Origin of the sequence: uncultured Campylobacter sp. (assembly GCF_947255105.1) — a bacterium.
In the GTDB taxonomy this organism is placed as follows: Bacteria; Campylobacterota; Campylobacteria; order Campylobacterales; family Campylobacteraceae; genus Campylobacter_B.
The window spans coordinates 20,660-46,060 of sequence record NZ_CAMYFP010000008.1; the positions used below are offsets into that span (position 1 = coordinate 20,660).

The following is a 25,401-nucleotide window of genomic DNA, read 5'->3' on the forward strand; positions in this document are numbered from 1 at the left end:
CTTATCCCTTTCTATTTTGAATTTCTTGGTCAACTATTTTTTCATATCCATCAGCTATTTTTTCCTCAAAAGTACTTTTTGGATTATTTAAATCTATGCTAGGAATTTTGTTTATCTTATAGTTTTCATTTCCTTTTAAAGGCGTTTGACTAACTTCATTTCCACTAGAATCTACTTTTGAGATTTCTATTTGTAAATTACCATCAATTTCTTTCATTCTCCAAATTCTTGCTCTATATTCACCGTTTAAAACTTTTTCTTCGATTTGAGCGCAATCAGAATTCTCAGGATCTTTCTTTCGCAATTCACCCACCTTTGCTTCAATCCACTCTTTTGACATTTGTTCGCCATTTTGGGTCTTTCCTAGACGAGAAGTATTATATTTACTCTCAACAACTAAAACATCTATAATATTTCCATCTTTATCTCTTTTTACATATAATCCATCTATGCCATTGCAACCAACTTCTCCTTCTATTTTTTCCCAACCCGTTCTTTTAAAATGCCAATCCATAAGTCTTTCTGATATATCACCTTTTATTTTGTCTGTTTCTGACTTTGAAGCCTCGGGAAGATCTTTTTCTATTCGCTCTTTCAAAGTATCGTTTGCGAAATGCATGCCCTCTTTTTGCACATCAGAAATACCAAGCTCTCTTGATTTAGCCAAAAGCTCGTTTGGAGAAATTTTTTTTATGAACTTTTCAAATAATGAAACTTTTGTTTCAACAAAGGATTTTTCTATCTCTTTAGTAAAATTTAAAATATTCATAATACATCCTTTATACATTTAATTGCTTGTGAGGCAAATTTTATATTTGAGTCTGAAAAACCAATTATATTTGATAAAAAAGTATCTAAATTTTCATTTAAAGCATCATCTATTTCTATATTGGACCAAATCTCGAATATATTTTCACTGCCAGATATATTTTCTAATATTAGCAGTGTGTAATCAATTTCATATTTTGGAAAACTATTCATAAGTGGATAAATAGTTTTAATGTTGCAATGAAAAAAAGAATCTACAAATTTACTAACTTTATCCTTCAGATCATCTTTTTCATTTATAATTGAGTTTAAAACACCAAAAAAAGTTCTATAAGTTTCCATGTAACAATCAATATCGTTATAGTATTGATAATTTGAAATATAGTTTAAATTTGAAAAAAGATATAAAACCGCATAAATATATGACTTGTCATCTTTATATTCTGGTAAAATATTTTTTAACTGTTTAAATCCATCTAATATATTATTATTGGCAAATATCAAATTTATAAATTTGATAAATTCAGGCTTTAAATAGTCTAAATTTAACTCTTTTAAATTTGGTTTTTCTTCAAGATAATAATATTTTTCATAAAACATCTCATACTTAAAATTTGGATTTTTTGTTATGAATTGTTCATAGAAATTTTCTATATCTGTTTTTTGTAACGGAATTTCTTTATTTTCATCTATCTTAACTAGAAATGGTTGATGGATATCCCTATTAAAGACTATCGCTTCACCTTTTTTAAGTTCTGCAATGTCTAAAATTTGATTATCATTTAAATTTATAGCCTTTCCAACCAAATTTCTATCTTCATAAGACATTGTTTTATGAATTATTTTAATATCGGTGTTTTTAATAACATCCTGATTTAGTTTAGAGGCAATTTGATCTGCTACAATAATTCCCTCACCAAAAGAGCGAATTTCAGCCAAAATATTTGTAAAGGTTTCCACTGCTCCAACTCTTGCATTTGAATCTTCACCACTCACATTGAGTGATATATTTGGCAAGAGTCTATGAGCCTCTTCTATAACTGTGACATGTTTCAATCCACTATAATTTCCACTTTCTTCTCTGTATTGATAAAGTTTATTTAATAAAAGTCCCATAAAAAAAGATTTCTCTTCATCATTTACTATATTTGAAAGTTCTATAATGGTAGGTTTTTCAAATAAAATTTTCGAATCAAATGCGTATATTGAATTAAATATCTTTCCTTTTATACCAAGAGTTAAATTATTTATCCTAGTTTTTAATGCAGCTTTAATATTACTTCCTACATCTTGATAGTATCCAGCCCTATCTGCAACCTCAACAACTTTTCTCTTTAAATCGTCCATATTTGGAAAAAATAAGCTTTTTCTAAATTCATCAAAACTATCACTATTTGTAAAATATGGATGGGATTCTGTATTTAAATTCCAACCTCTTTCTTCATAAACCTGATAAATAGCATCTTCTAAAACATAAGGCATTGGTCCATACATAGCAAATGCTGAAATAAAAGTTGTTTTTAACATATCTATGTGTTTTGTTAAAGATATAGCTATATTATTTTTATTATATTCAAAAATAAATGGATTAAATTTAAAAACATCATCTTTGCCGCCTGGTCTAAAAATTTGTAAATCTTTTATATCGCTCAAAAGATTTTTATATTCAGATTTTGCTGGTTCAATCACTAAAAACGGTATATTTTTTTCATTTAATCTTTTTAAAATAACCTTAATAGTGTTTGATTTTCCACCACCTGTTGCACCAGAAATAAATAAATGTGAATTTAAAGCATCCAAACTAAGTTTGAATCTTTGATTTATAGGTTTTTTCTTATTTAAAATTTCGCCTATTTCAATAAAACTATTGGTTTTTGTATTGTTTTGTTGAGTTAATCCAAAATCAGAAATTTTAGTCACGCTTATACCATTTATATCATTATTTGGAAGAGCAGATAAAATGGCTAATTCTTGCGAGTTAATAGTAGAATTTAGTCCTGCAAAACTTTGATGAATTGGATTTGCTATAATTTTATCACTAAAATAAGCAGTTGGAAATCTATCTAAATTTACAACTGAATGTTTTAAATTTGGAGTAAACCTTATGCTTTCATAATGAGTTTCATCCCCGCTATAAACACTTTTTAAAGTATGTTCTAGCTCACTTAATGTAATCTCATCATCAGCCTGTATATAAAGTGATGCATTCCACATACCATAGCTTAGACCTTTTTCAAATCTTTCTATATATTTATCTATCATTTTTTCTATGTTTTGAGCGTTTTTGTTTATTTCATCAAATGTTACACCAGCACCTTTTGTTTTGGTATCGCTTGTTGAGTCACTTTGACTATTATTTGTCGTTTTTGTGTAGCTAGTTGTATCTGAGCTGCTATTTGTGATACTATGGTTTATAGTTTTTGATGAGCGAAAAGCATTTCCGGCAAAACCACCAATTGCAGCCCCAACATATCCAAACAATCCGCCAATTGCTGCACCAATTATAGGAAAACTCTTTGAAATATTTCCATATATTGTTGTATCACTATAACCATCAGTTTCACTAAAGCCTTTTGTTTGGCTATTTCCATAACTTTGGCTACTTCCAGTTGTAAAAGTTATTCCTTTTGTTTGTGAATCGCTCTGTGTGGCATTTTTACTTATTTTTGCAAGCTTATGAACTTCGTTACCAAGCTCTTGATATTTTGAAATAATTTCTTTTATAGTCGAATTATCATAACTATCAGCAACAATAACTATCCTAAATTTTTTGCCTTGCATAGGAAATAAGATATTTTCAAGACTTTGCTTGTATTTTTTATCAGAATCTCTTTTTAAAGATGGAATACCAAGCATTGCCTTTTTGTTTTCCATATCGCCAAAATTTAGGTCTTGACAAATCTCACTAGATGAACCAGAATAAATTCCATTAAAGGTTGCATTTAAAAAATTCACCGAATCCTTATGCGTACCAAGATATAAATCAACTCCTTTTTCACTGCTTTCTATGACGTAAATAAATTTTCCAGTTTTTGAGGAAATTGCATTTAAAATTTGCTCAAAATCAATTAAATTTATATCAGTCTGACTTTTATCTCTTGCATAAGTTATATGAGATATTTTTATAAATGACAACTCGCTAGAGTATTTTAACTCTAAATTTTCAAGCTCACAATTTTCATAACCAACCCTTTCTAAGAAATTGTTTATAGCTTTATCAAGTTTTATTTCTTGAAAATTTTCAATCATCAAATCATACATAATAACTCCTTTTATTGCTTAACGCTATCTATAATTTTTATGGCATTATTTATATGAGAAGCTGTATTTATCGCCCAATTATTTGATAAAGATATTAAATTTTCAGATAAATTTAATTTTCCTTCCAGCTCTTTTTTGATTTCATTAGTAAATTTATTTGGATTTAGACTTACTATCATTAAAAACTCAAGATAAAATTTAAAATCAGCTCCATCTAATAATCTTAAAACTGCTTCTTTGAGCTCTTCTTCATTATTTTTTAAAGATAAAATTTCATTAAATTCGCTATTAAATCCTTCGTCACACTCAAGATTAATTTCAGCTATATAATAATTAGCTATTTCTAAATCATCAGACAAAGCAGCTGCAAGTTTTATTAAATTTTTTCTTATTTCATCATTTTTAAATTCTTTTAAAAACATCATATATCCTTTTGAATTAATTCTAGTTCAGTCATCTGAGCTGTAAGTTCAATTTGTTTTAACATATCCATTTGAGCAGCTAATGCTCTTGCACTATTTTCTAAAACAGATAAATTTATAATTTGATATTTTTTGTAATTCCAATTATTTGCAATTAGTTTTTTTAGTCTATTGATAATATCTCTTTCTACATTATCGACCAAATTATCAGCATGTATCATGATAAATAATTCAAAAAGTATTATAATGCTATCCCTTGGCTCGCGCTCTATCTTTGCAACTATTTCTTCAACTTCACTATAATATTTTTTAGGATCATTTTCATAAGAATCAACAATATAATCCGCCTTGTAGGTCTTTGCTGGCTTAGCAATCCCCATTTCGTCGCAGTAAATTTCTAAAATTTCTGCTTCTTTATTGTCTAAATTTTCATCGGCCTTAGCACAAATCAAAGCCAAATCCAAAAATGCCTGTTTTGAATGGTCTTCTAATTGACTTAAAAACATTGCTTCTCCTTTTTTAAATAATTTTTTATATTTTTCAATAACTCGTCTTTTAAATAAAGTGGTTCTAAAATGCTAATATGTGGTATCCAATAGCTTATAATTCCCAAAATATCCGGTATAAAACTAGCCTTTGTCTCGATGATGATATCTCCATCTTCAAGCTCTTTGATTGTTTGTTGATTTGGAAAAATAGCTCTTCTTGTTATAAATTCTTTTATTTGTTTATCCACTTTTAACCTTATAGTTAGCGGATTTGCTGAGATGAAAGTTTGGTGATTGTCCTCAATAAATTTTGTTATTTTTGCATTTTTATTAAAATGTTTAGAGATTTTTAAATTTGAGATTTTTCCTAGTGAGAAATTTTTTATAATATCACCCTCAGTTGCTATAAGATACCAAATACCGTTTAAATTTATAAGTTTATAGGGATTGACATCTCTATTTTTGTTATTATATGTGAAATTTAATGTTTGATTGTCTGCAATAGCGTTTTGAATTTTATCAAAAAAGTTTTTATCTATCTTTTCATAGTCAAAACCTTTTACAAAATTATCCTCGTTTAAGTTGTCGATGCTTGGATAAAGTCCAAAAACTCCGCTTTTTTTACTAAAATTTATAAAATCATAATTTTTTAAATTTGAATTATCCGATAAAAAATATTTGCCATTTTTGCAGACAATAGGAAGATGAATAAGCCTTTTATTTAAATCTGTTCTAATGGTTCTAGTTGTGACATTAAACTCATCTGCAAGCTCATCTACATCAAGTTTTTCGCCACACAACAAAAGAGTGATAATCCTAGCAAGACGTATGCCAAGTTTATCATAGTCGCTTTTTAGGCGAACCCCCCCCTCGACGTTTTATTGAGTTTAGTTATCATTTGCTATCCATTAGTAGTTTTTATATTTGGAGAGTATGATATCAAATTTAAATGAAAGGTTGCTTCATCTTTGAATTATAAAAAACATAAATATTAAATTAATTCATTTTGCAACACTTTGTGATGAAGTTGCTTAGAATAGTGTTTTTATTGTTGTTGGTAAGGCGATTTGTTATCATAAAAATTGTAGTTTTAATTATAAAAACTAGATTTTAAGCTTTAGTTAAATTTCATATCAAATTTAGTTTTTTGGGTGTTTAGATTTCACTGAATTATTTAAATTTCAGATGATAAAGGGTCTTTACAGACCCTTTTTTTAGAAGCTATCAAGCTCCATTCTAGCCGCTTTGTTTTTGCCTTTTCCCATGCTTTTGCCAACTCCATCGCCTTTAGAAAGTATCCTTTTTCTATAGATATTGGAAACTTCTGTCGCGTCGCCAACCAACAAAGCATTTGTCGAGCAGATAGCAGCACACATTGGAACTTTGCCCTCGGCTATGCGGTTTTGTCCATAAAGCTCTCTTTCTTCATGTGAGTTAGTCTCTTCAGGTCCGCCTGCGCACATTGTGCATTTATCCATCTCGCCTTTTATGCCAAAAGCGCCATCTCGTGGGAATTGCGGCGCACCAAATGGACAAGCATAAAGACAATATCCACAACCTATACAGGTCTTTTTATCGTGCAAAACAATGCCATCTTTTCTAATATAAAAGCACTTTACTGGGCAAACTTGCGCGCAAGGTGCGTCGGTGCAGTGCTGACAAGCGATAGTGCTTGCATACTCTTTGCCTACAACGCCCTCATTTAGTATGATGACCTTTCGTCTGTTAATCCCAAGAGGCACTTCGTGAGCTGAAGAGCAGGCCACTTGACAACCATAACATGCTATACATCTATCGGTATCTACATAAAATTTCATTCTTGCCATAATGCCCTCCTTAAGCTCTTTCTAGTCTGCAAAGTCCGGCGTTGAACTCTGAAATTTGAGTAACTGGATCAAAACCGTAGTTTGTTACTGTATTTGAACTCTCGCCTATTACGTAAGGCTTGGTTCCCTCTGGATATCTGTGGCTCAAGTCAATGCCTTGCATAACTCCTGCGAAGTTATATGGTAGGCAAATCCTATCTGGCGTGATAGAGTGCGAATAGATACACTTTACCTTTATCTTTGTGCCTTGCGGCGAGTGGATCCACATCATATCGCCATTTCTTATACCATAATTTGCCGCTAAGCTTGGATTAACATGTGCAAACATCTCAGGTGTGATGGCTGCAAGATATTTGGAAGTCCTCTCTATCATGCCCGCACCACTTAAATTTACAAGTCTAAGTGAGCTTATAATAGTTGGGAATTCCTTACTCCAATCTTTCTCCTGCTGTTCGCTTATAAATCTACTTGCAACACGGAAGTTTCGCTTTTGATCCTCCCATGTTGGGTATTTTTTAACCAAATCCCACCTTGGTGAGTGGATAGGCTCTCTATGTTTTGGAATTTGATCGGCAAACTCCCAAACAATAGCTCTTGCTCTTGCATTGCCACATGGACAAACTCCAGCTTCTCTACATTTTTTAGCAATAATTCCACTATAATCATCACTCCAGCTAGGTCCCATCTTTCTTCTTTCTTCATCTGTTAGAGTAATACATAAAACTTTTTCAATGTTTTCTTTTGTAATTTGTGGATATCCACCTTTTACTTTTGAACCAGGTAAAGTTATGCTCTCATCAGCTAGTTGATTTACCCCATTGTGCTCTAGTCCAAATCTATTTCTAAAGCCCATACCGCCTTCTACATAAGGCTTAGAGATGTCATAAAGTATCGGTGTGCCTGGATGCTTTTCATCCCAACAAGGCCATGGAAGTCCGTAGTATTCGCCCTCAACTGGACCTCTTCCCATTTGTGTATCAGGATCGAAGTTGTGCCAATTTTCTTGATGTTTTCTAAGTCTTGCGGCAGTTCTTCCGTTGTTTCCTATGCTTTGAGTATTTCTTGCTATCTCATCAGTTGCATCATCTGGCCACTTAAAGTTATCTTTGACCTGTTTTATCTCGCCATCAACAATGCCCATCTTCATACCGCGCACATACTCATCATAAAAGCCAAATTTCTTAGCAAATAAAAACATCACTTCTTGATCTTCTTTACTTTCATAAATAGGCTTTATAATCTGTGTTCTCCACTGAGCGGCTCTATTTGTAGCTGTTACATAGCCCTCGCTTTCAAACTGAGTTGCAACAGGCAAAACATAAATGCCATCAGGTCTATCGCTAAGGATTGCAACCTCATTTAAAAATGGCTCTGCGACAACTAACATATCTAGCTTATCAAGTGCTTGTTGAATTTTGGTAGTGTGTGCCATAGAGGTAATGCCCGTTCCTTGCACCCAAAGAACTCTCAAATTTCCGCTTGAGTGAGTTTTTTCCTCTTTTAAGACACCCTGCCACCACTTAGAAAGAGAGTAGCCCTTTTCATTTCGCCAATTTCTATCTTCAGGATTTGCAGGATCGTGATAAAAATACTCTTTGAAATTTGTCCCTTTAACTGGCTCGCCCAACTTCTCTCGTGGCTCTTTGGTTGAAACAGCAAATCTTTTTACAAACTCATCAAAATCAACGCCCCAACCTTTGCAGTGATGTTTAAATGCAAAGTCCCCTAGTCCATAATATCCCGGCAAGCTATCAGCCAAACAGTTCATATCGGTTGCACCTTGAACATTATCGTGACCTCTAAGGATGTTTGTTCCGCCACCCTCTTTGCCCATATTTCCTAAAACTAGTTGAAGTATTGATAAAATTCTTGTATTTGAGTGACCAACTGAGTGCTGTGTGATACCAAGTGACCAAAATAGAGTTGCTGGTTTTGCTGTAGCAAACATCTTTGTAAATTGTATAAGCACCTCCGCTTTACAGCCTGTTACATTTTCAACCTCTTGCGGCGTCCATTTTTCTGCCTCTTTTCGTATCTCTTCGATACCATAAGCTCTAGTTCTAATGACCTCTTTGTCTTCCCAACCATTTTTAAAGATAAGATGAAGCATTCCATAGACAAATGCTATATCAGTTCCTGGTCTAATTCTGATGTAAAGATCGGCTTTTGCCGCTGTTCTTGTATAGACAGGATCTACCACAACTAAAGTTGCGTTGTTTCTATCTTTGGCTTGTAAGATGTGTTTCATCGCACCAACTGGGTTTGCAACTGCTGGATTTGCTCCAATTACTAACATCATTTTAGCATTGCCAGCAACATCTCCAACGTGATTTGTCATAGCGCCATAACCCCAAGTATTCGCCACACCGGCGACTGTTGCACTATGTCAAATTCTAGCAACGTGATCTATGTTGTTTGTTCCCCAAAATGCTGCAAATTTTCTAAAGTAAAATGCCTGTTCGTTTGAAAACTTCGCCGAACCTAAAAACTCAACTGAGTCAGGTCCATCCTCTTCGCGGATTTTAAGCATCTTATCGCCGATTTCATTTACGGCGGTTTCCCAGCTAATTCTCTCCCACTTGCCATTTACCTTTTTGAGTGGGTATTTTAATCTCATCTTAGACTTTGTTAAGTCCATTTGATCGATTCCCTTACAGCAGTGGCTTCCTTGACTTATCGGATGGTCTATCGCCATATCTTGTCTTATCCATGTATTGCTTGCCTCATCAACCTCAGCTACTACTCCGCAACCTGCAGAGCAGATAGAACAGATGGTCTTTTTCATAACTGAGTTTGGAAATGGATTTTGTACCTCTTGCTTAGTTGCTGTTCTAAAAACATCAGCGTCGCTACCAAAAAGCGTACTTCCACCAGCTCCCAAAGCAGCAAGCTTTAAAAAGGATCTTCTTCCGATGCTATTACTCATCTTTTACTCCTTAATAAGCTATATCGTAGTATTGTTGCCAAGCCTTACTTTTAAAATAAAGCACCTCATTTTTCTTAGCCTTGCCACTCACAACTCCGCTACCACCGCTCTCTTTGGCATGGAGCGCAGCCGCTGTAACAACCGCCGTAGCAGCAGCTGTTTTTAATGACTTCTTAAGAAATTCTCTACGCTCTTTTTTCATCTTAGACTCCTTTGTAGAAATTTCAACTATTGCAACTCAAATTTACATATCAAATGTAAATAAAACTTGGCTTGCTATCCGAATCTATGTAGTAATTTTAGCAAAATCAATAAATTTAACTCTTACAACCAAAAACTAATAACTAAGTTTAATTTTAATTTAACTCTCTCTAATCAATATCAAAGGTCTCAATCTTGCTTATATATGGTTTTTTGGCAAGTGACTCTGCGGCAATGTGTTTCATCTCTTGCTTAGAAACCCCATAAACTGAGCGTTCAAGTTGCATAAAACTATCAAAAATATTGGCTACACTTTGAAAGTAGTGCGCCCTTTTGTGAGTTTTTAAAAGATAGCAAAACTCCCCCTCAAACTCATTGATAATGGTTTTGAAAAGCTCTTGTGCAAGCTCTTGCTCGTTTAAATTTAAAAGCTTTGCCATAAACATAAAGATCAAGCCGATAAAATCCTCGCTATCTTTGCAACTGCCCTCATCTCGCCTAAATTTGGTCTTTCGCAATATATTTATCACTTTAAGTTTTGCCTCGCCCTCATCTCGTCCTTCAAGATAAAAAGAGGCGCTTAATGGGACATTGGCAAAAGAAAAGTCGAAAAATAGCTCATTTTGCTCCTGCATAAACTCTTCAAAACTCATCTTTACTAAACTCTCAAATGCCGCCCCATCTTCCTTTGTAATAGGCTCTTTACTAAGATAAGAGAGCTGTTTTTGCCATCTTTGAAACTTGCTTTTATCTGTCGTAAAAAAGAGCGTAAATGCTATAAACTCATAATAATAGGCTCTTAAATTTGCTAGTTCATTCATATCGCTTCTCCTCTCTCCATCGCTTTTTTTATCATTATTTTTGCCTTGCAATCGCTACAGCAATAAAGTGCCCTAAGTTTGTATTCGTCATCTTTAAATTTCTCACTCATAATAGAGGCTATTTTTAAAACAGCTTTTGTAGTAGCAAACTCTTTTCCACACTCAATGCATTTAAAAAGCTCATCTTTTGCCAAAGTTTGATACTCAAAATACTCTTTTTTAAGCTCCATTTCACCACGCTCTAAAAAGATCGTCTCTTTTTCAGCGCAACTTTGTATGCAGTATCCACAAGTTGTACAAAGTGAGGCGTTAAATTTGATAGAATTATCGCTCTCATCGGCAATTAGCGCTGCAACATTACACGCACCTACACAACTCAAGCAAAGCGTACAGGTGCTCTCATCGATGCTTACTTTTCCATATCTTACCCACTCGCCACTTTTTGCAACGCCAAGGTCATCATCGCCTACAATATGCAAAACTCTTTTTGAAAAAATCTCTCTTTTTGATAGAGTTCGCTCATTCATGTGAAATTTAAGCCCATCTATAAATTTAAGTTCTTTTAATTGTTTTCTAAGCTGGGTCTCATCTTTTGCAACCAAAATTCCAACTTCGTTAAACTTAGCTTTTATTATTTGATTTACTAAATCTATAGACTCTTTAACTCCTGGTGCGATAACATCACTAAAAAAGATCAAATTTGCTCCACTTTCTTGTAAAAGCGTCATAAAATGAGTCTGACTTAAAAACTTCTCTCCCTCTATAGCAAATGGCAAAACTCCCTCATCAAGGGTAACATCACAGGTTTCTAGATCCATAATCCTTGGTGTTATAACTATTTTTTTATCTTTAAATTTCAAAGCTACATCATAAAAGGCCTCACTTGGCATCTTTGCATAATCAATCGCCCCACTTGGACAAACACTCACGCATCCGCCACATCCAACACAATCAATATGCGAAAAAACTAGCTCTTTTTTTTCATCATCTTTTAAAATCGTAACCGTTGGGCAGATATCAACGCATTTTGCACAGTGCTCGCTTCTTCTTTTGTGGTATTGGCAAATTTTATCATCATAAGTTATGGCGCTTTTATAGTGGTAAATTGGCGTTTTTTCATCTAGATATTTTAAAATTTCCTCATCTGTTAAAATGCCAATATCCAAAGTTCCACTTTGTCTTAGCATATACTCTTTTATCCCATCAACTAAAACAAAGTCGCTTTTTACCTCAAACTCATCATTTGCACTCAAAACTGTTGTGTATAAATCACCAATTTCACCGTATAAAAACTTAACTTCAGCGTGAGTTAAATTTATCACTTTGTAGCCATTTTGCTTTAAAATTTCGGTCAGATTTGTGCGATCTTTATCGCTTATCAAAATAACATTTTTGCCAACATTTTTTTCATAATCCATATCTTTTGCCAAGTCAAAAACACTGGCTCTTGCTTCGTATAAAATGTTTAAATTTTTAGCTTTTTGTAAAACGCTATCTTTACTGTTTTTTAGATAAAAATCAATCTCAGATGCGTAAATTTCAGCCTTTAAATTTGGTGAGTTACTAACTAGATAATGCTCATCATTTGGCGCTTTTAGCTCCTCTATCTCATCAGGAATTACAACTTCTAGCCCATTATCTAAATATGCAAATTCTTTCATCTATCTTCCTTAACTGCAAATTAGACAATTTTATAATGATTGTTTTAATTTGAATTAAACCATAAATTAGTAGCTGCTAATAACCATAAATAATTTAGATTTCTATCCATGCAACACTTTCATAAATTTCTCTATCTTGCGGTATTCCGTCTGTATCAAAGCTATAATTTTTACCTAAATGGTTAAATTTATACCCAGTTATCTCGCCAAACAAAGGCAGTTTTTTTATCTTTTTATAGTGATTTTTTACAACTTTTGAGATAAATTGAAGCTGTTTATCTAAACTTTTAAAAACCAACTCTTTTTTATCAAAATAAAGATATCGAACGCCTTGCATCATCGCTAGCATAAAAATAGGCTCGGTATTTCTTTTGAAATTTGTATCGATATAAATATAACTATTTTTATATTTATTTACCTCATCGTTTAGCTTTTTTGCCTGATTTAACTCATCTAAAATATCTAAGCCATAAATTTTGGCTAGTTTAAGAACTAAATTTTCAGAAGTGTAAAAATAGTCATAATACCCATTTTGCAAAAACTCATCCAGACTTTTTGCTTGTGTGATTTTTAAAAGAGCTTGATTGAGCTTATCTAAACTATAGTAACCTAATTTTTTAGCTAAATTTAAGCGCTCATCTGAATTTGTAAGATTTGTTTGAAGTGTTTGAAATATCATTTATTATCCTTTTTAAAAATTTTCGCCGATACATTTTTTGCGATTAGTAATTATAGCTAAATTTTTAAAAAAGGCTTTGGATTTGTCTAATGTTAAAATTGTTGTATTTAAAAAATGTTATACTCACATAACCAAATTTTAGGAGTTTATATGAAAATAGCTCTGCCAAAAGTGGATAAAATCGCAAATTTGGCTGAATTTAAAGACTATTTTTATCCACTTGTTTTAAATTTAGCCAAACAAATTATCGAAAAAGAGAGAAAAAAAGCTCTTTTAAATTTAGAATATAAAGATGAGCAAGGCATTATTGAGGCGATAAAAAGCGAGTATGAAATTTATAAAAATCTAGAGTTAAAGCCCTTGATAAATGCAACTGGCGTTGTGATTCATACAAATTTAGGAAGAAGTGTGATAAATGATGAAATTTTAAAAAGAGCTAAAAAAACCATAACTTCATATTCAAATTTAGAATATGACTTAAAAACTGGAAAAAGAGGGCTAAGATACAACTACACAGCAAAGCTTTGTTCCATGCTTTTTGACTGTGAGGACGCGCTTGTTGTAAATAACAATGCAAGTGCTGTTTTTTTAGTCTTAAATACATTTGCCAAAAATAGCGAAGTTATCGTTAGTAGAGGCGAGTTAGTTGAGATTGGTGGAAGCTTTAGAATTCCAGAAGTCATGGCAAGCTCAGGTGCGATTTTGCATGAAGTTGGCACAACAAACAAAACAAATTTAAACGACTATGAAAAAGCTATCAATGAAAACACAAAAATGCTTATGAAGGTTCATCAATCAAACTTCAACATTCAAGGTTTTAGCCAAAATGTAAGTGCAAGTGAAATTTCAAATTTGGCTAAAAAGTGCGGTTTAATAAGCTATTATGACCTAGGAAGTGCTTATGTAAATGAACTTCCATACTCTTTAAGCTCTCATGAACCACCACTTAAAAAGGTTCTTCAAAGCGCTGTAAATTTAGTTAGCTTTAGCGGCGATAAGCTTTTTGGAAGTGTGCAATGTGGGCTGATTTTGGGTAAAAAAGAGTTGATAGATGAACTTAAAAAAAATCAACTCTTAAGAATGCTACGAGTTGATAAGATAACTCTAAGTATCCTAAATGAAACCCTAAAAGCCTACATCAACAAAGAATTTAACCTCATCCAAACAACTCATCAAATTTACAAAGACATCGATGAGCTAACCGATATGGCAAATTTAGTAAAAGCAAATGTAGCAGCTCCCTCAAAAGTGGTAAAAACAAAAACTTTTATAGGTGGTGGAACGCTTCCATGTAGGGAGTATCCTAGCATTGCATTAGCTTTTTTGGAAAACCCGATAGGGTTAGAGAAAAAATTTAGAGAAAAAAGAGTTATTGGAAGAATTGAAAATGATAAATTTATGCTTGATTTTAGAAGCATAATGGATAAAGACTTGCAAAATTTAATCAAAATTTGCAACGAAATTTTTAGCGAACAGCCTTAAGGATATTTAATGCAAAGTATGATAATTGGCACTGCAGGACACATAGATCACGGCAAAACTTCACTCATAAAAGCGCTAAATGGCTTTGAGGGTGATGAGATGAAAAGTGAGATCGAAAAAGGCATAACAATTGATTTAAGCTTTTCAAACTTAAAAAAAGGTGAAGAAAATATCGCTTTTGTTGATGTTCCTGGACATGAAAACTTAGTTAAAACTATGATTTCAGGAGCCTATGCATTTGATGCGGCGATGCTAGTTGTAGCAAGTAACGACTCTCTTATGCCTCAAACTAAAGAGCATATTCAAATTTTATCACTTCTTAATGTAAAAAGCTTGATTTTATGTATCACAAAGTGCGATTTAACAAGTAAAAGCGAGCAGGTTAGCGCCCAAAACCAAACTCTTAAATATATAGAAAATTTTAAAAACTTAGAAGTTTTAAAGACCTTTTTTGTAAGCATAAAAGATGAGCTTTCCATAACTGAGCTTAAAAACTTTTTATTTACATTAAAGCCTAAAAAACGTGAAGAAAGTGCCTTAACAAGATACTATATCGATAGAGTTTTTAGCTTTAAAGGAGTTGGGACAATTGTCACTGGAAGTTTGATAGAGGGCACTATAAAAGAAAATGAAAGGCTTTTTTGCCTAGATATAAATAAAGAGTTTTTAGTAAAAAGCATTCAAGTCCATGATGAGTTTACCAAATTTGCCACTCATCCAAACAGAGTTGCACTAAACTTGGCAAATGCAAAAACAAGCGAGCTTAAAAAAGGCTATATTTTAAGTAAAAAAGGCTTTTTTAGAGGCTTTAAAGAGATTGATACTGTATTTTATGGAGAGATTTCTCATACAAGTGAGGTTATTTTTTGCGTTGGAAGTAGGCAAATCGCAGCAAAAGCTTTGGTTTTAAGCACAAAAGAAGAGCAAAGTTTTGTAACTTTTAAGTTTGAAAAAGAGCTATTTTTGAAATTTAACGAAGCTTTTGTAGTGCTTGAAAACTCGCGTGTGATTGGTGGTGGAAGAGTTTTAAACCCAATTAGCGAACCACTTAAAAAAGCTCAAAAAATAGAGTTTTTAAAATGCCTTTTAGAAAAAGATTTTAAAAAAGTTTTTGAGATTTTAACCACCACTCACAAACACGGCTTTGGACTTATCTCATCATTTCAAAGATTTGATCTAACCCATGAAGAAGCTTTAGAAGTCGCAAGCTCGCTAAATCAAGTATTTGTTGATAAAGAGGGGCTTTGTATTTATCCAAATAGCGCTATTTTGGAGGTAGGTAAGTTTATTGGGTTTATTATCTCCAAAAACAACAATGCTATTTTCTCAGCCCAAAGTATCGCTCTTAGGCTCTCTTGGGCAAGTACAACTTTGGTTCAAAAGGCCATAGATGAGATGGTTAGCAAAAATCTCATTGAAGAAAAAGCTGGAGTTTATATAAAGCGCGGAGTTGATTTTGAAGAGTTAAATAAAACACTAAAAGATGAGATTTATAGAGAGCTTCAAAATGGCGGTTATAAGCCAGTTGCACCATACAATATCTATGATCTTTTAGATATCGATAGAGTTAGTGGCGACAATGCACTAAAGAGCCTAACAAGTGCTAAAAAGGTAGTAAGACTTCAGCACAATCTCTTTATCACAACGCCAAATTTAACGCTACTTTTGCAACAACTAAGAGAGCTTATCAAAAAGCACGGAAGTATTGATGTGACGATTTTAAAAGATGAGCTAGGACTTAGCAGAAAGTTTGCCATCGCCTATCTTGAGTATCTTGATGGCTTTGCCGATATCCAAAACAGCGACAATAAAAGATCATTTATATAATGATGTATTGATTTGAATTTGGAATATGTTTATAATAGTTGCTTATCATTAGAAAATTTCTTACAAAGGTTAAATATGAAAAAAATTATTTTATCACTAGTTGCTATGACAGCCATTTTATCTGCAGCTACAAACGAGCAGATTTTAAAACTCTACCAAAATCCACATCTTCCAAAGGATATAAAGATAGAGATAGTAGATAGAGTACCACTAGATAAAGCGCCTGGTTTTGAGGCAGTGACACTAAAGATGAGCCAAGGCGAGATGTCACAAGAGTCTGTGCTTTTTACAAATGGTGACTTTTTACTCTTTGATCTAGTAGATGTCAATAGTGGCGAGTCCCTAAAGAGCGCTTTTGAGCAAAAGTTAGTCAAGTCAAGCGTTGCAAAGATCTATAAAAATGAAGATCCAAAAAACATCATCAAGCTAGGTAGCGACAACAAAAAGGCAACTGTTGTTATCTTTACTGATACTGACTGTCCATATTGCAGACATGAGATGGATATGATAGATGATAGATTGAAAGATACAAATGTTGAGATAATCATGGCTTCGATACATGGCGATGCTGGTCACAAAAAGAGTGCTGCCATCTACAAAGAGATAGCAAAGGCAAAAGATGACAAAGCCAAAATCGCAATACTTAAGAAGTATTATGACAAAAACTTTGATGATAGCACTTTGAAGATAGAGGAGAGCGAGATTCAAGCTGCTAAGGCATTGGCAGAAAAATACTTTATGGCTGGTATCAACGCCGTTCCATTTATCGTAGATAAAAGTGAGCTAAAATAAATTTAGGGCCCTTTTGGGCTCTTTGTCTTTTATTTAAATTTCAACTCTTTGTTTAAATTTCAACTATTTTAAATTTGAAATTTAAGCCGCTCAAAACTTTGAAATTTAAGCTCTTTTTGTTGGATTGTAGTTAAGTGCTCTTGCCTCTTTGTTAAACTTATAAAGCGCCTTACGCTCTTTTTGACCGATTTTATAACTGATGTATTGTAGATACCACCTTATCTCTTTGGGCACGATATCTCTACTAAGTGAGTAGTTTTTTAGGATATATTGTGGAATGTGGATCTTTTGTCTGTGGAAACTTTTTATTAGTTTTTTATAAAAAGAGCTGTTTTTTGTAGCACAAAATAGCCCAAAGACAAATGGCAATCCTGTCTTTTCGTGCCAAACCCTGCCCAAATCATAAAACTTTTCTTTGCCATCACTTAAATAAGCCTTAAGCGCTCTATCGCCGATGATAACTTCGCCCTCTAAACCCAAAATAGCGCTTAACATATTGGAACTTTTGGAAGCGGGGTCTAGCTTGGGTGGTGTGTTTTTCTTAACCAAAACGCTTATAACCTCTTTTTTGGCAACTATGCCCATGGGAAGTTTTTGGTATTTTTTGTGCCTGCTTTCTATGCTTGAGATAACCGCTGCATCGACTCTTAAGCTATAAAGCTCTCTGCAAAGAAAGCTAGGCACTCCCTTTTTAAACTCAATTGTCTTTTTGACATAGCTCGGAAGCGGATACCTTTTTAAAAACACATGAAAAGGTAGTAAATTTAGATAATCAATTTTTCCAAAAATCAAGTATTAAACACCCTATCTCCAGCATCTCCAAGCCCTGGAACGATATAACCCTTTTCATTTAAGCCCTCATCAATAGCAGCTACATAAACTTCAACATCAGGATAGATCTCGCTAAATCTCTTAAGTCCCTCAGGAGCGGCGATAATAGAGATAAATTTAATCTTTTCAACACCCTTTTCTTTTAGAAATTTAACTGCATCTATCGCTGTGCCACCTGTTGCAAACATCGGATCTATGACAATGGTAATTCTATCTTTATAATCTTTTGGAAGTTTTGCATAGAAAAATTCTGCCTCTAAGCTTTTTTCATCTCTTTGAAAGCCCAAAAATCCAACACTTGCATCAGGAATAATCTTAAACACAGCATCGAGCATACCAAGAGCAGCTCGCAAAATCGGGCAAATCATAACCTTTGTCTTTAGCTTTTTACCCTTTGTTTTGCAAATAGGTGTTGTTATCTCAACATCTTTAAGCTCCAAATCGCTGCAAGCCTTAAATATCATCAAGTAGCTAATCTCATCTATTAGCATCCTAAACTGAAAAGGATCGACACTTTTTTCCCGTAATAGCGAGAGTTTATGAGCTATTAGCGGGTGTGATATCTCTTTGATATTTTGCATTTTAGTTATAGGTGTGAGGCAATATCTCTTTTTTGAGATACTCTCTATACTCTTTGATATCAAAATCTCTAACTCTTGCAACTCCATCATCAACTGCTGCTTTTGCAACTGCTGGCGCAACTTCTAGCAAAACTCTACTATCAAAAGGGTTTGGTATGATGTAGTCTTTGCCAAAGGCTAGTTTGTCATTGCCAACTAGCTTTTTAATCTCATCGCTTACTGGCTCTTTTGCAAGTTTTGCAAGTGATTTTGCCGCTGCCATTTTCATGTTTTCGGTTATCTTTTTGGCCTTTACATCAAGTGCACCTCTAAAGAGAAATGGAAAGCCCAAGACATTATTTACTTGGTTTGGATAGTCACTTCTGCCAGTTCCTACCATCGCATCATCTCTTACTTTATGGACCTCTTCAGGATAGATTTCTGGCACAGGGTTGGCCAGTGCAAATATAATAGGATTTGGCGCCATGGACTTTACCATCTCGCCCTTTAGCACGCCCGCTTTGCTAAGTCCCAAAAACATATCGGCTCCATTAATGGCATCTTTTAAAGTTCTAAGCTCTGTATCGATGGCAAACTCCGCCTTTTGCGCTGTTAAGTCTGTCCTTTTTGTGTGAATTACTCCCTTTGAGTCAAGCATAACTATATTTTTCGCACCAAGCGCTCTATACATCCTTGCGCAAGCGATCCCAGAGGCGCCACTTCCGCTTACTACAATCCTAATCTTATCAATTTTCTTTTTGGATATCTCAAGTGCGTTTATAAGTCCAGCAGTCGTAATCATCGCTGTTCCATGCTGATCGTCATGCATAACAGGGATATCAACCAACTCTTGAAGCTTCTTTTCTATTGCAAAGCACTCAGGCGCTTTAATATCTTCTAAATTTATGCCGCCAAATGTAGGCGCTATCGCTTTGCAGATCTCTACTATCTTATCGGGATCTTTCTCATCTATCTCAATATCAAAGCTATCAATATTTGCAAATTTTTTAAATAAAACTGCTTTGCCCTCCATAACAGGTTTGCTAGCAAGCGCTCCAATGTTTCCAAGACCCAAAACTGCACTACCATTACTTATAACTGCAACTAAATTTGCTTTGTTTGTGTATTTGTAGGCTAATTCACTCTCTTTTTTAATAGCTTTGCAAGGCTCAGCAACTCCTGGACTATAAGCCATACTAAGCTCTTTTGAAGTGGTGCAAGGTTTTTTAACATCAATTGCTATCTTTCCACCTATGTGATACTCCAATGCCTCTTTGCTAAAATCTGACATTACTCTTCTCCTTGATCTGTTCTATTCTAAATTTAATCTCACTACTTCCCAAAATCTCAATCACATCAAAAATAGAGGGGCTAACAGCGCTTCCTGTTATGGCAACTCTTAAAGCTTGAGCGATATCTTTTAGTTTTAGACCTCTTTTATCTAAAAACTCTTTAGCCAACTCTTCTAACTCGGCTGCTTTCATATCTTTGGTTAAAATTTGACTAAACTCACTAAGCAATTCTACGCTCTTTTCGTTAATAAACTTCTCATAGGCCTTTTTGTCATAACTCTCTGGTCTATTGAGTAACGATTTAATACTCTCACTCATCTCTAGTAAAGTCTTGCTTCTCTCTCTATAAGCTTGGATTATAAGCTCTTTTTTTGGATTGTTTTCCAAATTTAGACCAAAAAATTTAAGCTCTTCTATCATTCTTTTTACTGGCAGAGTCTTTATGTAGTGTTGATTTAGCCACTCTAGCTTACTTTGGTTGAAGGTACTTGAGGATTTGCCTATGTTTGATGGATTGAAAATCTTTTTTAGCTCTTGCATGCTAAATATCTCATCATCGCCATGACTCCAACCAAGACGAACTAAGAAATTTAGCAATGCCTCGCTTAGATAGCCCATGTTTCTATACTCCATAACATCGGTTGCGCCATGTCTTTTGGAGAGCTTTTGTCCATCGCTTCCATTTATCATCGCAACATGCCAAAAATGTGGTACCTTAAAGCCAAGAGCATCATATAAAACTATCTGTTTTGGAGTGTTGGAAAGGTGGTCGTCGCCTCTTATTACATCAGTTACGCCCATCAAAGCGTCATCAATGACAACTGTAAGGTTATATGTAGGCGTTCCATCATCTCGTGCAATAATAAAATCATCAAGTATATCGCTAGCTTGAAACTTAATCTCGCCTTTTATGCCATCATTAAAGGCTATCTCGCCACTAAGTGGGGATTTGATACGGATAACTGGCTTTCTGTCTTTTGGTGGTTCGCCCTTAAAATCCCTATATCTTCCATCATACATCGGACGTTTTTTCTCTGCAATTTGTCTGGCTCTAAGCTCATCAAGCTCCTCTTTGCTCATATAGCATTTATAAGCCTTACCCTCTTTTACCAACTTATCTATATAGCTTTTATAAAGATCAAACCTACTACTTTGATAGACAATCTCACCATCATACTCAAGTCCGCACCACTCAAAGGCCTCTACTATGGCTTTGGCAGCCTCTTTGGAGTTTCTTTTTAAGTCAGTATCTTCTATGCGTAACAAAAATTTACCACCATTTGCCCTTGCATAAAGATAGTTATAAAGTGCTGTCCTAAGCCCGCCAATATGAAGATATCCTGTAGGCGAAGGTGCAAAACGGGTAACTATCATCTCAATCCTTTTATCAATCTATTTAATCAAAAAATGTTATAATCGTCCATTATATCACAAAATTAAAGGTCTATTATGAAAAAAACTCTTATTTTAACTGCCCTGTTACTTTCTTTTTCTAGCCTAAATGCAAAGGTTATCAACAGAGTAGTTGCGCTTGTAAATAACCAGCCAATAACAGAATATGAGATAAAACAACTAACAAAAAGAGGCCTAAACAGAGGCGATGCGATCAATATTTTGATAGATCAAAAACTGCTTGATTCACAGATAAAGAGGCTAAATATAATTGTAACTCCATATGAGATAGACTATAGAATTGCACAAATAAAAAGACAAAACAAAATAAACGACGCACAATTTCAAGCAGAGCTAATAAGACAGAAAATAAGCATGGAGCAACTAAGAGATCAAATAGAGGATGACCTTAAGAAAGAAAAGCTTTACGGAGCGTTATTTGCAGAGCTAAATAGCCAAATTTCAGATGAGAAAATTAGAGCTTTTTATGAGCAAAATATCGACCTTTTTTCAAGCTATAAGACAATCTCTGTCTCTAGATTTTTTGCGGCAACAAAAGAGGAGTTAGAAAATTTAATAAAAACTGGCAAAAAGGGACCTGAAGTTGTTGAAAGAGATTTGGAGCTTGCAACAAATGAGTTAGATCCGCAAACTGCCGCTCTTTTTGGAAGTATCCCAAATGGCAAATTTACAGATATCATTCCTAGTTTAAGTACCTATTTTGAGGTGATTCGCATCAATCACAAAAGTGGTTTAGTAAAAAGACCATTCAAAGAGGTTAAAGAAGAGGTTGGGCATCTCTATATGCAAGAGTTAAGAAAGATAAAGAGCAATGAGTATTTTGAGACGCTCCGCTCAAAAGCAGTTGTTAAATTTGTAGATAGAAAAACACTCTAAATTTAAGATTTCAAATTTAGGCTCCAAATTTAAGACTGCAAATTTAAAATACCAAATTTATACTTCAAATTTAAGAGTTCAAATTTAAGAGTTCAAATTTAAGAGTTCAAATTTAAAGCTCCAAAGGACAAGCCTTTGGAGTCTCTTTAGTGTCTAGCTAAGTAGTTAGTATCGAAGTTATTTTCCAAAAAGTCTTCATTTTCCATCATATTGCGGTGGAAATTTCTAGTAGTTTTAATGCCTTGAACTATAAGCTCATCAAGCGCTACTCTCATCTTAGCAATGGCTCTTTGGCGGTTATCGTCATAAACTATAAGTTTGCCTATCATACTGTCATAAAATGACGGCACAGTATAGCCCTCATAGACATGGCTATCCATTCTTACATTTCTGCCACCTGGTGCTACATATTTTGTGATTTTACCTGGACTTGGCATAAATGTTTTTGAGTCCTCTGCAGTTATTCTGCACTCAATAGCATGACCTTTAAGTTTTATCTCATCTTGGCTAGGAAGTTTTTCGCCTTGCGCTATCCTTATCATCCACTCGACCATATCAAGACCACTTACCATCTCGCTTATAGTATGCTCTACTTGAAGTCTAGTATTCATCTCAATAAAATAGAAATTTAGATCTTTATCTACCAAAAACTCAAATGTTCCAGCTCCCACATAGCCAACTGCCTTTGTAGCCTTGATGGCTGTTTGGTGAAGTCTCTCTCTAGTATCTTCGTCTAAAATGATAGCTGGAGTCTCTTCGATGAGCTTTTGATGGCGACGCTGTAAAGAGCAATCTCTCTCGCCCATATGAACTACATTTCCATGCTCATCAGCCAAAATTTGAACCTCAACATGTCTTGGACAGAGTATATATTTTTCCATATACATTGTGCCATCGCCAAATGCCGTAAGCGCCTCACTCTCAGCCGCCCAAAATGCCTTTTCTATCTCATCTTCTTTATTTACGACACGCATGCCGCGGCCTCCGCCTCCCGCTGCTGCCTTTAAGATGATTGGATAGCCCATCTCTTTGGCTAAGTTTTTTGCCTCATCAACACTTTTTACAGCGCCATCACTTCCTGGAACAGTTGGAATCCCTGCTCTTTTCATAAGACTTTTTGCCTTGCTTTTATCGCTCATCAAAGCCATTGCCTCAACACCAGGACCTATAAATTTGATATTTTCTTTCTCGCAAATTTCAACGAAGTTTTGATTTTCACTCAAAAAACCATATCCTGGAAAAATAGCGTCGCACTCGCTAATTTGTGCTGCTGAGATGATAGCTGGAATATTTAGATAGCTGTCACTACTTTTTGCTCCACCTATGCAAATAGATGCATCCGCATATCGTAGATAGAGTGCGTCACTATCGGCAGTTGAATGGACAACAACCGCCTCTTTTCCCATCTCTTGTATAGTTCGCAAAGCACGAAGCGCAATCTCGCCACGATTTGCTATAAGAATTCTTTTTATCTCCATTAGAGCTTCTCCACTCCAAATAGTCCCATGCCAAACTCAACAGGTTGTCCATCTTCTACCAAGCTCTCTACTATCTTGCAGTCAAACTCAGCCTCTATCTCATTCATTATCTTCATCGCCTCAATAATACCTACAATATCGCCCTTTTTAACCTTGTCGCCAACCTTTACAAATGGAGCCTCTCCTGGTGCTGGCGCTACATAAAATGTTCCAACCATAGGCGACTTTATACTCTCTTTGCTTTTATTTGAGGCATCTCTTGTTACAATCTCTACAGTTTGAGTTTGAGGTTGTGGTGCTGGTTGAGTTTGAACTGATGGACACTTTTTAGGCAAAGAGCTCTCTATCTCTTTTTCAAGCTCAATTTGAAAATCACCCTCTCTTATCTTCATTCTTGCAATGCCAATCTCTTCAAAGAACTGCATAAGTTCCTTTATCTCTTCTTTTTTCATAAGTTCTCTCCCAATATGATTTAAATAGGCTATTCTATCTAAAAAGAATATAAAATTTAATTAATTTAGCAATTCAAATTTGGCTATAGGATAAATTTGGCTTGGATAGTTTGAAATTTAGGGATAGAGAGTGGCAAAAGTGCCACTCTTTTGGGGTTAGTGAGTTCGGAAATATTTTTGAATTTTAGCTGGCTCACTAGTTCTAGTTAATGCAACCATTAAAAGAACTCTAGCTTTTTGTGGATTTAGGTTGTCTGCTGTAACAAAGCCATATTTAGCGTCATCTACTTCAGCACCAACGCTTGTTGAACCAGAACCAACTCTTGAACTTCTTACTACAACAACGCCCTCTTTAGCTGCTTTTGCAAGTGCCTCTTCTACTGAAGGATAAGGATTGCCGTTACCCATTCCTGCCAAAACTATACCTTTGGCACCATTTGCAACTGCACTCTCAACAAAATCAGCACTATCGTTGCTATGTGCATAGATAATATCTACTCTTGGAAGTGAGCTAATATTTCTTATGTTAAAGTCTGAATTTACAGTGTGTTTTTTAGTAGGTGCTAAGTAGTAATTTACAATTCCATAATTTACAGTTCCGATGTTACCTGTATTTGGTGATGCAAAGGTCTCAACCGCTGTTGTTATAGTCTTGGTAACCTCTCTTGCTGCATGAATTTTATCATTCATAACAATCAAAACTCCCTTGCCAACACTCTCTTTGTTCATTGCAACATTGACAGCATTGTAGATATTTAGCGGTCCATCAGCACTTAGTGAAGTTCCTGAGCGCATTGCACCAACCAAAACTATAGGTTTTTTCTGCTTTACAACTAAATTTAGAAAATAGGCAGTTGATTCCATTGTGTCGGTTCCGTGAGTTATGACAACTCCATCAACGCTATTTTTTGACAAAAGCTCATTTACTCTTTTTGCAAGAGTTAGCCAAACTTCGTTATTCATAGCTTGTGAGCCGATATTTGAAATTTGCTCGCCTTTGATAGTAGCAATCTCGTTGATTTGTGGCACTGCTGCTATTAGCTTATCAACAGTAACTGTTCCTGAAGTATAACTTCCACTAAGGGCGCTATCGCCACTTCCTGCGATGGTTCCACCAGTTGCTAAGACATAAATTGTTGGTTTTGCAAAAGCTCCACTTACCAAAAAAACAGCAACTAAAGCCAAGGTTTTAAAAAGTTTCATCTTTTCCTCCCTTTAAATTTGATAAAACAAGGTCATCTTTTGACCACCTCAATCTCACGAAAAACGCAACTATTTTAGCAAAAAACTCTCTGTTTGTAGCTTAATAATTTATTTTCAAATAGCTGGCTTTTATAAATTTAAA

At 34.5% G+C, this 25,401-nt stretch carries 22 protein-coding genes and 1 pseudogene; 4 read left to right on the forward strand and 19 right to left on the reverse strand.

The window, feature by feature from the left end:
- Window position 1: 1 nt before the first annotated feature.
- The 12 genes and pseudogenes from Q0X52_RS05390 to Q0X52_RS05440 all read right to left on the reverse strand — a co-directional run bounded on the left by Q0X52_RS05390 (window position 2) and on the right by Q0X52_RS05440 (window position 13,053).
- Complete coding sequence (locus Q0X52_RS05390; protein WP_297575772.1) at window positions 2-769, reverse strand: hypothetical protein; 768 nt, start codon at window positions 767-769, stop codon at window positions 2-4.
- On the reverse strand, window positions 766-4,029 hold the full coding sequence (locus Q0X52_RS05395) for an ATP-binding protein (RefSeq protein WP_297575774.1): 3,264 nt from the start codon (window positions 4,027-4,029) through the stop codon (window positions 766-768). Before Q0X52_RS05395 ends, Q0X52_RS05390 begins: the two co-directional genes overlap by 4 nt.
- Window positions 4,030-4,040: 11 nt before the next feature.
- Complete coding sequence (locus tag Q0X52_RS05400) at window positions 4,041-4,451, reverse strand: hypothetical protein (RefSeq protein WP_297575775.1); 411 nt, start codon at window positions 4,449-4,451, stop codon at window positions 4,041-4,043.
- Window positions 4,451-4,957 (reverse strand): hypothetical protein, encoded by a 507-nt coding sequence (locus Q0X52_RS05405; protein WP_297575800.1) that lies wholly within the window; start codon window positions 4,955-4,957, stop codon window positions 4,451-4,453. The genes Q0X52_RS05400 and Q0X52_RS05405 overlap by 1 nt, the downstream gene beginning before the upstream one ends.
- Complete coding sequence (locus Q0X52_RS05410; protein ID WP_367173575.1) at window positions 4,948-5,769, reverse strand: helix-turn-helix transcriptional regulator; 822 nt, start codon at window positions 5,767-5,769, stop codon at window positions 4,948-4,950. The genes Q0X52_RS05405 and Q0X52_RS05410 overlap by 10 nt, the downstream gene beginning before the upstream one ends.
- A 384-nt stretch (window positions 5,770-6,153) precedes the next feature.
- Window positions 6,154-6,765 carry a formate dehydrogenase FDH3 subunit beta gene (gene fdh3B / locus Q0X52_RS05415; protein WP_297575802.1) on the reverse strand — a complete coding sequence of 204 codons (612 nt, stop codon included), beginning with the start codon at window positions 6,763-6,765 and terminating at the stop codon, window positions 6,154-6,156.
- A 10-nt stretch (window positions 6,766-6,775) separates the two neighbouring features.
- Window positions 6,776-9,403 (reverse strand): formate dehydrogenase subunit alpha, encoded by a 2,628-nt coding sequence (locus Q0X52_RS05420; protein ID WP_367173576.1) that lies wholly within the window; start codon window positions 9,401-9,403, stop codon window positions 6,776-6,778.
- Window positions 9,404-9,424: 21 nt separating this feature from the next.
- Window positions 9,425-9,691: pseudogene (locus tag Q0X52_RS07905) on the reverse strand (hypothetical protein); the annotation flags it as partial.
- A 10-nt stretch (window positions 9,692-9,701) separates the two neighbouring features.
- Window positions 9,702-9,893 (reverse strand): Tat pathway signal protein, encoded by a 192-nt coding sequence (locus tag Q0X52_RS05425; protein WP_297575806.1) that lies wholly within the window; start codon window positions 9,891-9,893, stop codon window positions 9,702-9,704.
- A 169-nt stretch (window positions 9,894-10,062) separates the two neighbouring features.
- A complete protein-coding gene (locus tag Q0X52_RS05430; protein ID WP_297575808.1) occupies window positions 10,063-10,713 on the reverse strand; it encodes a molecular chaperone in 651 nt (216 codons plus the stop codon).
- On the reverse strand, window positions 10,710-12,374 hold the full coding sequence (locus Q0X52_RS05435) for a 4Fe-4S dicluster domain-containing protein (protein WP_297575811.1): 1,665 nt from the start codon (window positions 12,372-12,374) through the stop codon (window positions 10,710-10,712). Before Q0X52_RS05435 ends, Q0X52_RS05430 begins: the two co-directional genes overlap by 4 nt.
- A gap of 94 nt (window positions 12,375-12,468) precedes the next feature.
- Window positions 12,469-13,053, reverse strand: coding sequence for a hypothetical protein (locus tag Q0X52_RS05440; protein ID WP_297575813.1), 585 nt, complete (start codon window positions 13,051-13,053; stop codon window positions 12,469-12,471).
- Window positions 13,054-13,203: 150 nt separating this feature from the next.
- Between Q0X52_RS05440 and selA the strand changes: the two genes are divergently transcribed.
- From selA to Q0X52_RS05455, 3 genes are all read left to right on the forward strand, one after another.
- Entirely contained in the window at window positions 13,204-14,535 is a 1,332-nt protein-coding gene (gene selA / locus Q0X52_RS05445; RefSeq protein WP_297575815.1) for an L-seryl-tRNA(Sec) selenium transferase, read from the forward strand.
- Window positions 14,536-14,544: 9 nt separating this feature from the next.
- Complete coding sequence (gene selB, locus Q0X52_RS05450; RefSeq protein ID WP_297575817.1) at window positions 14,545-16,362, forward strand: selenocysteine-specific translation elongation factor; 1,818 nt, start codon at window positions 14,545-14,547, stop codon at window positions 16,360-16,362.
- A 75-nt stretch (window positions 16,363-16,437) separates the two neighbouring features.
- Window positions 16,438-17,154, forward strand: coding sequence for a thioredoxin fold domain-containing protein (locus tag Q0X52_RS05455; protein WP_297575819.1), 717 nt, complete (start codon window positions 16,438-16,440; stop codon window positions 17,152-17,154).
- 105 nt (window positions 17,155-17,259) lie between these two features.
- Here Q0X52_RS05455 and Q0X52_RS05460 read toward each other — a convergent pair whose 3' ends face one another.
- The 4 genes from Q0X52_RS05460 to gltX are packed head-to-tail and all read right to left on the reverse strand — an operon-like array spanning window position 17,260 to window position 21,211.
- Window positions 17,260-17,946: an MqnA/MqnD/SBP family protein gene (locus Q0X52_RS05460; protein WP_297575822.1), complete on the reverse strand. Its 687-nt coding sequence runs from the start codon at window positions 17,944-17,946 to the stop codon at window positions 17,260-17,262.
- Window positions 17,943-18,566, reverse strand: a complete 624-nt coding sequence (gene upp, locus Q0X52_RS05465) for a uracil phosphoribosyltransferase (RefSeq protein ID WP_297575878.1) — start codon at window positions 18,564-18,566, stop codon at window positions 17,943-17,945. Before upp ends, Q0X52_RS05460 begins: the two co-directional genes overlap by 4 nt.
- A gap of 1 nt (window position 18,567) precedes the next feature.
- Entirely contained in the window at window positions 18,568-19,836 is a 1,269-nt protein-coding gene (locus tag Q0X52_RS05470; protein ID WP_297575824.1) for a malic enzyme-like NAD(P)-binding protein, read from the reverse strand.
- Window positions 19,823-21,211 (reverse strand): glutamate--tRNA ligase, encoded by a 1,389-nt coding sequence (gene gltX / locus Q0X52_RS05475; protein WP_297575826.1) that lies wholly within the window; start codon window positions 21,209-21,211, stop codon window positions 19,823-19,825. Before gltX ends, Q0X52_RS05470 begins: the two co-directional genes overlap by 14 nt.
- Before the next feature lie 75 nt (window positions 21,212-21,286).
- Between gltX and Q0X52_RS05480 the strand changes: the two genes are divergently transcribed.
- Complete coding sequence (locus Q0X52_RS05480) at window positions 21,287-22,126, forward strand: peptidylprolyl isomerase (protein ID WP_297575828.1); 840 nt, start codon at window positions 21,287-21,289, stop codon at window positions 22,124-22,126.
- Window positions 22,127-22,272: 146 nt separating this feature from the next.
- Here Q0X52_RS05480 and Q0X52_RS05485 read toward each other — a convergent pair whose 3' ends face one another.
- The 3 genes from Q0X52_RS05485 to Q0X52_RS05495 all read right to left on the reverse strand — a co-directional run bounded on the left by Q0X52_RS05485 (window position 22,273) and on the right by Q0X52_RS05495 (window position 25,259).
- A complete protein-coding gene (locus Q0X52_RS05485; RefSeq protein ID WP_297575830.1) occupies window positions 22,273-23,604 on the reverse strand; it encodes an acetyl-CoA carboxylase biotin carboxylase subunit in 1,332 nt (443 codons plus the stop codon).
- Window positions 23,604-24,056, reverse strand: coding sequence for an acetyl-CoA carboxylase biotin carboxyl carrier protein (gene accB / locus Q0X52_RS05490; RefSeq protein ID WP_297575833.1), 453 nt, complete (start codon window positions 24,054-24,056; stop codon window positions 23,604-23,606). The genes Q0X52_RS05485 and accB overlap by 1 nt, the downstream gene beginning before the upstream one ends.
- Window positions 24,057-24,212: 156 nt before the next feature.
- The gene (locus Q0X52_RS05495; protein ID WP_297575834.1) at window positions 24,213-25,259 is read right to left on the reverse strand and encodes a type II asparaginase; all 1,047 of its coding nucleotides are present in this window, start codon (window positions 25,257-25,259) and stop codon (window positions 24,213-24,215) included.
- Window positions 25,260-25,401: the final 142 nt, after the last annotated feature.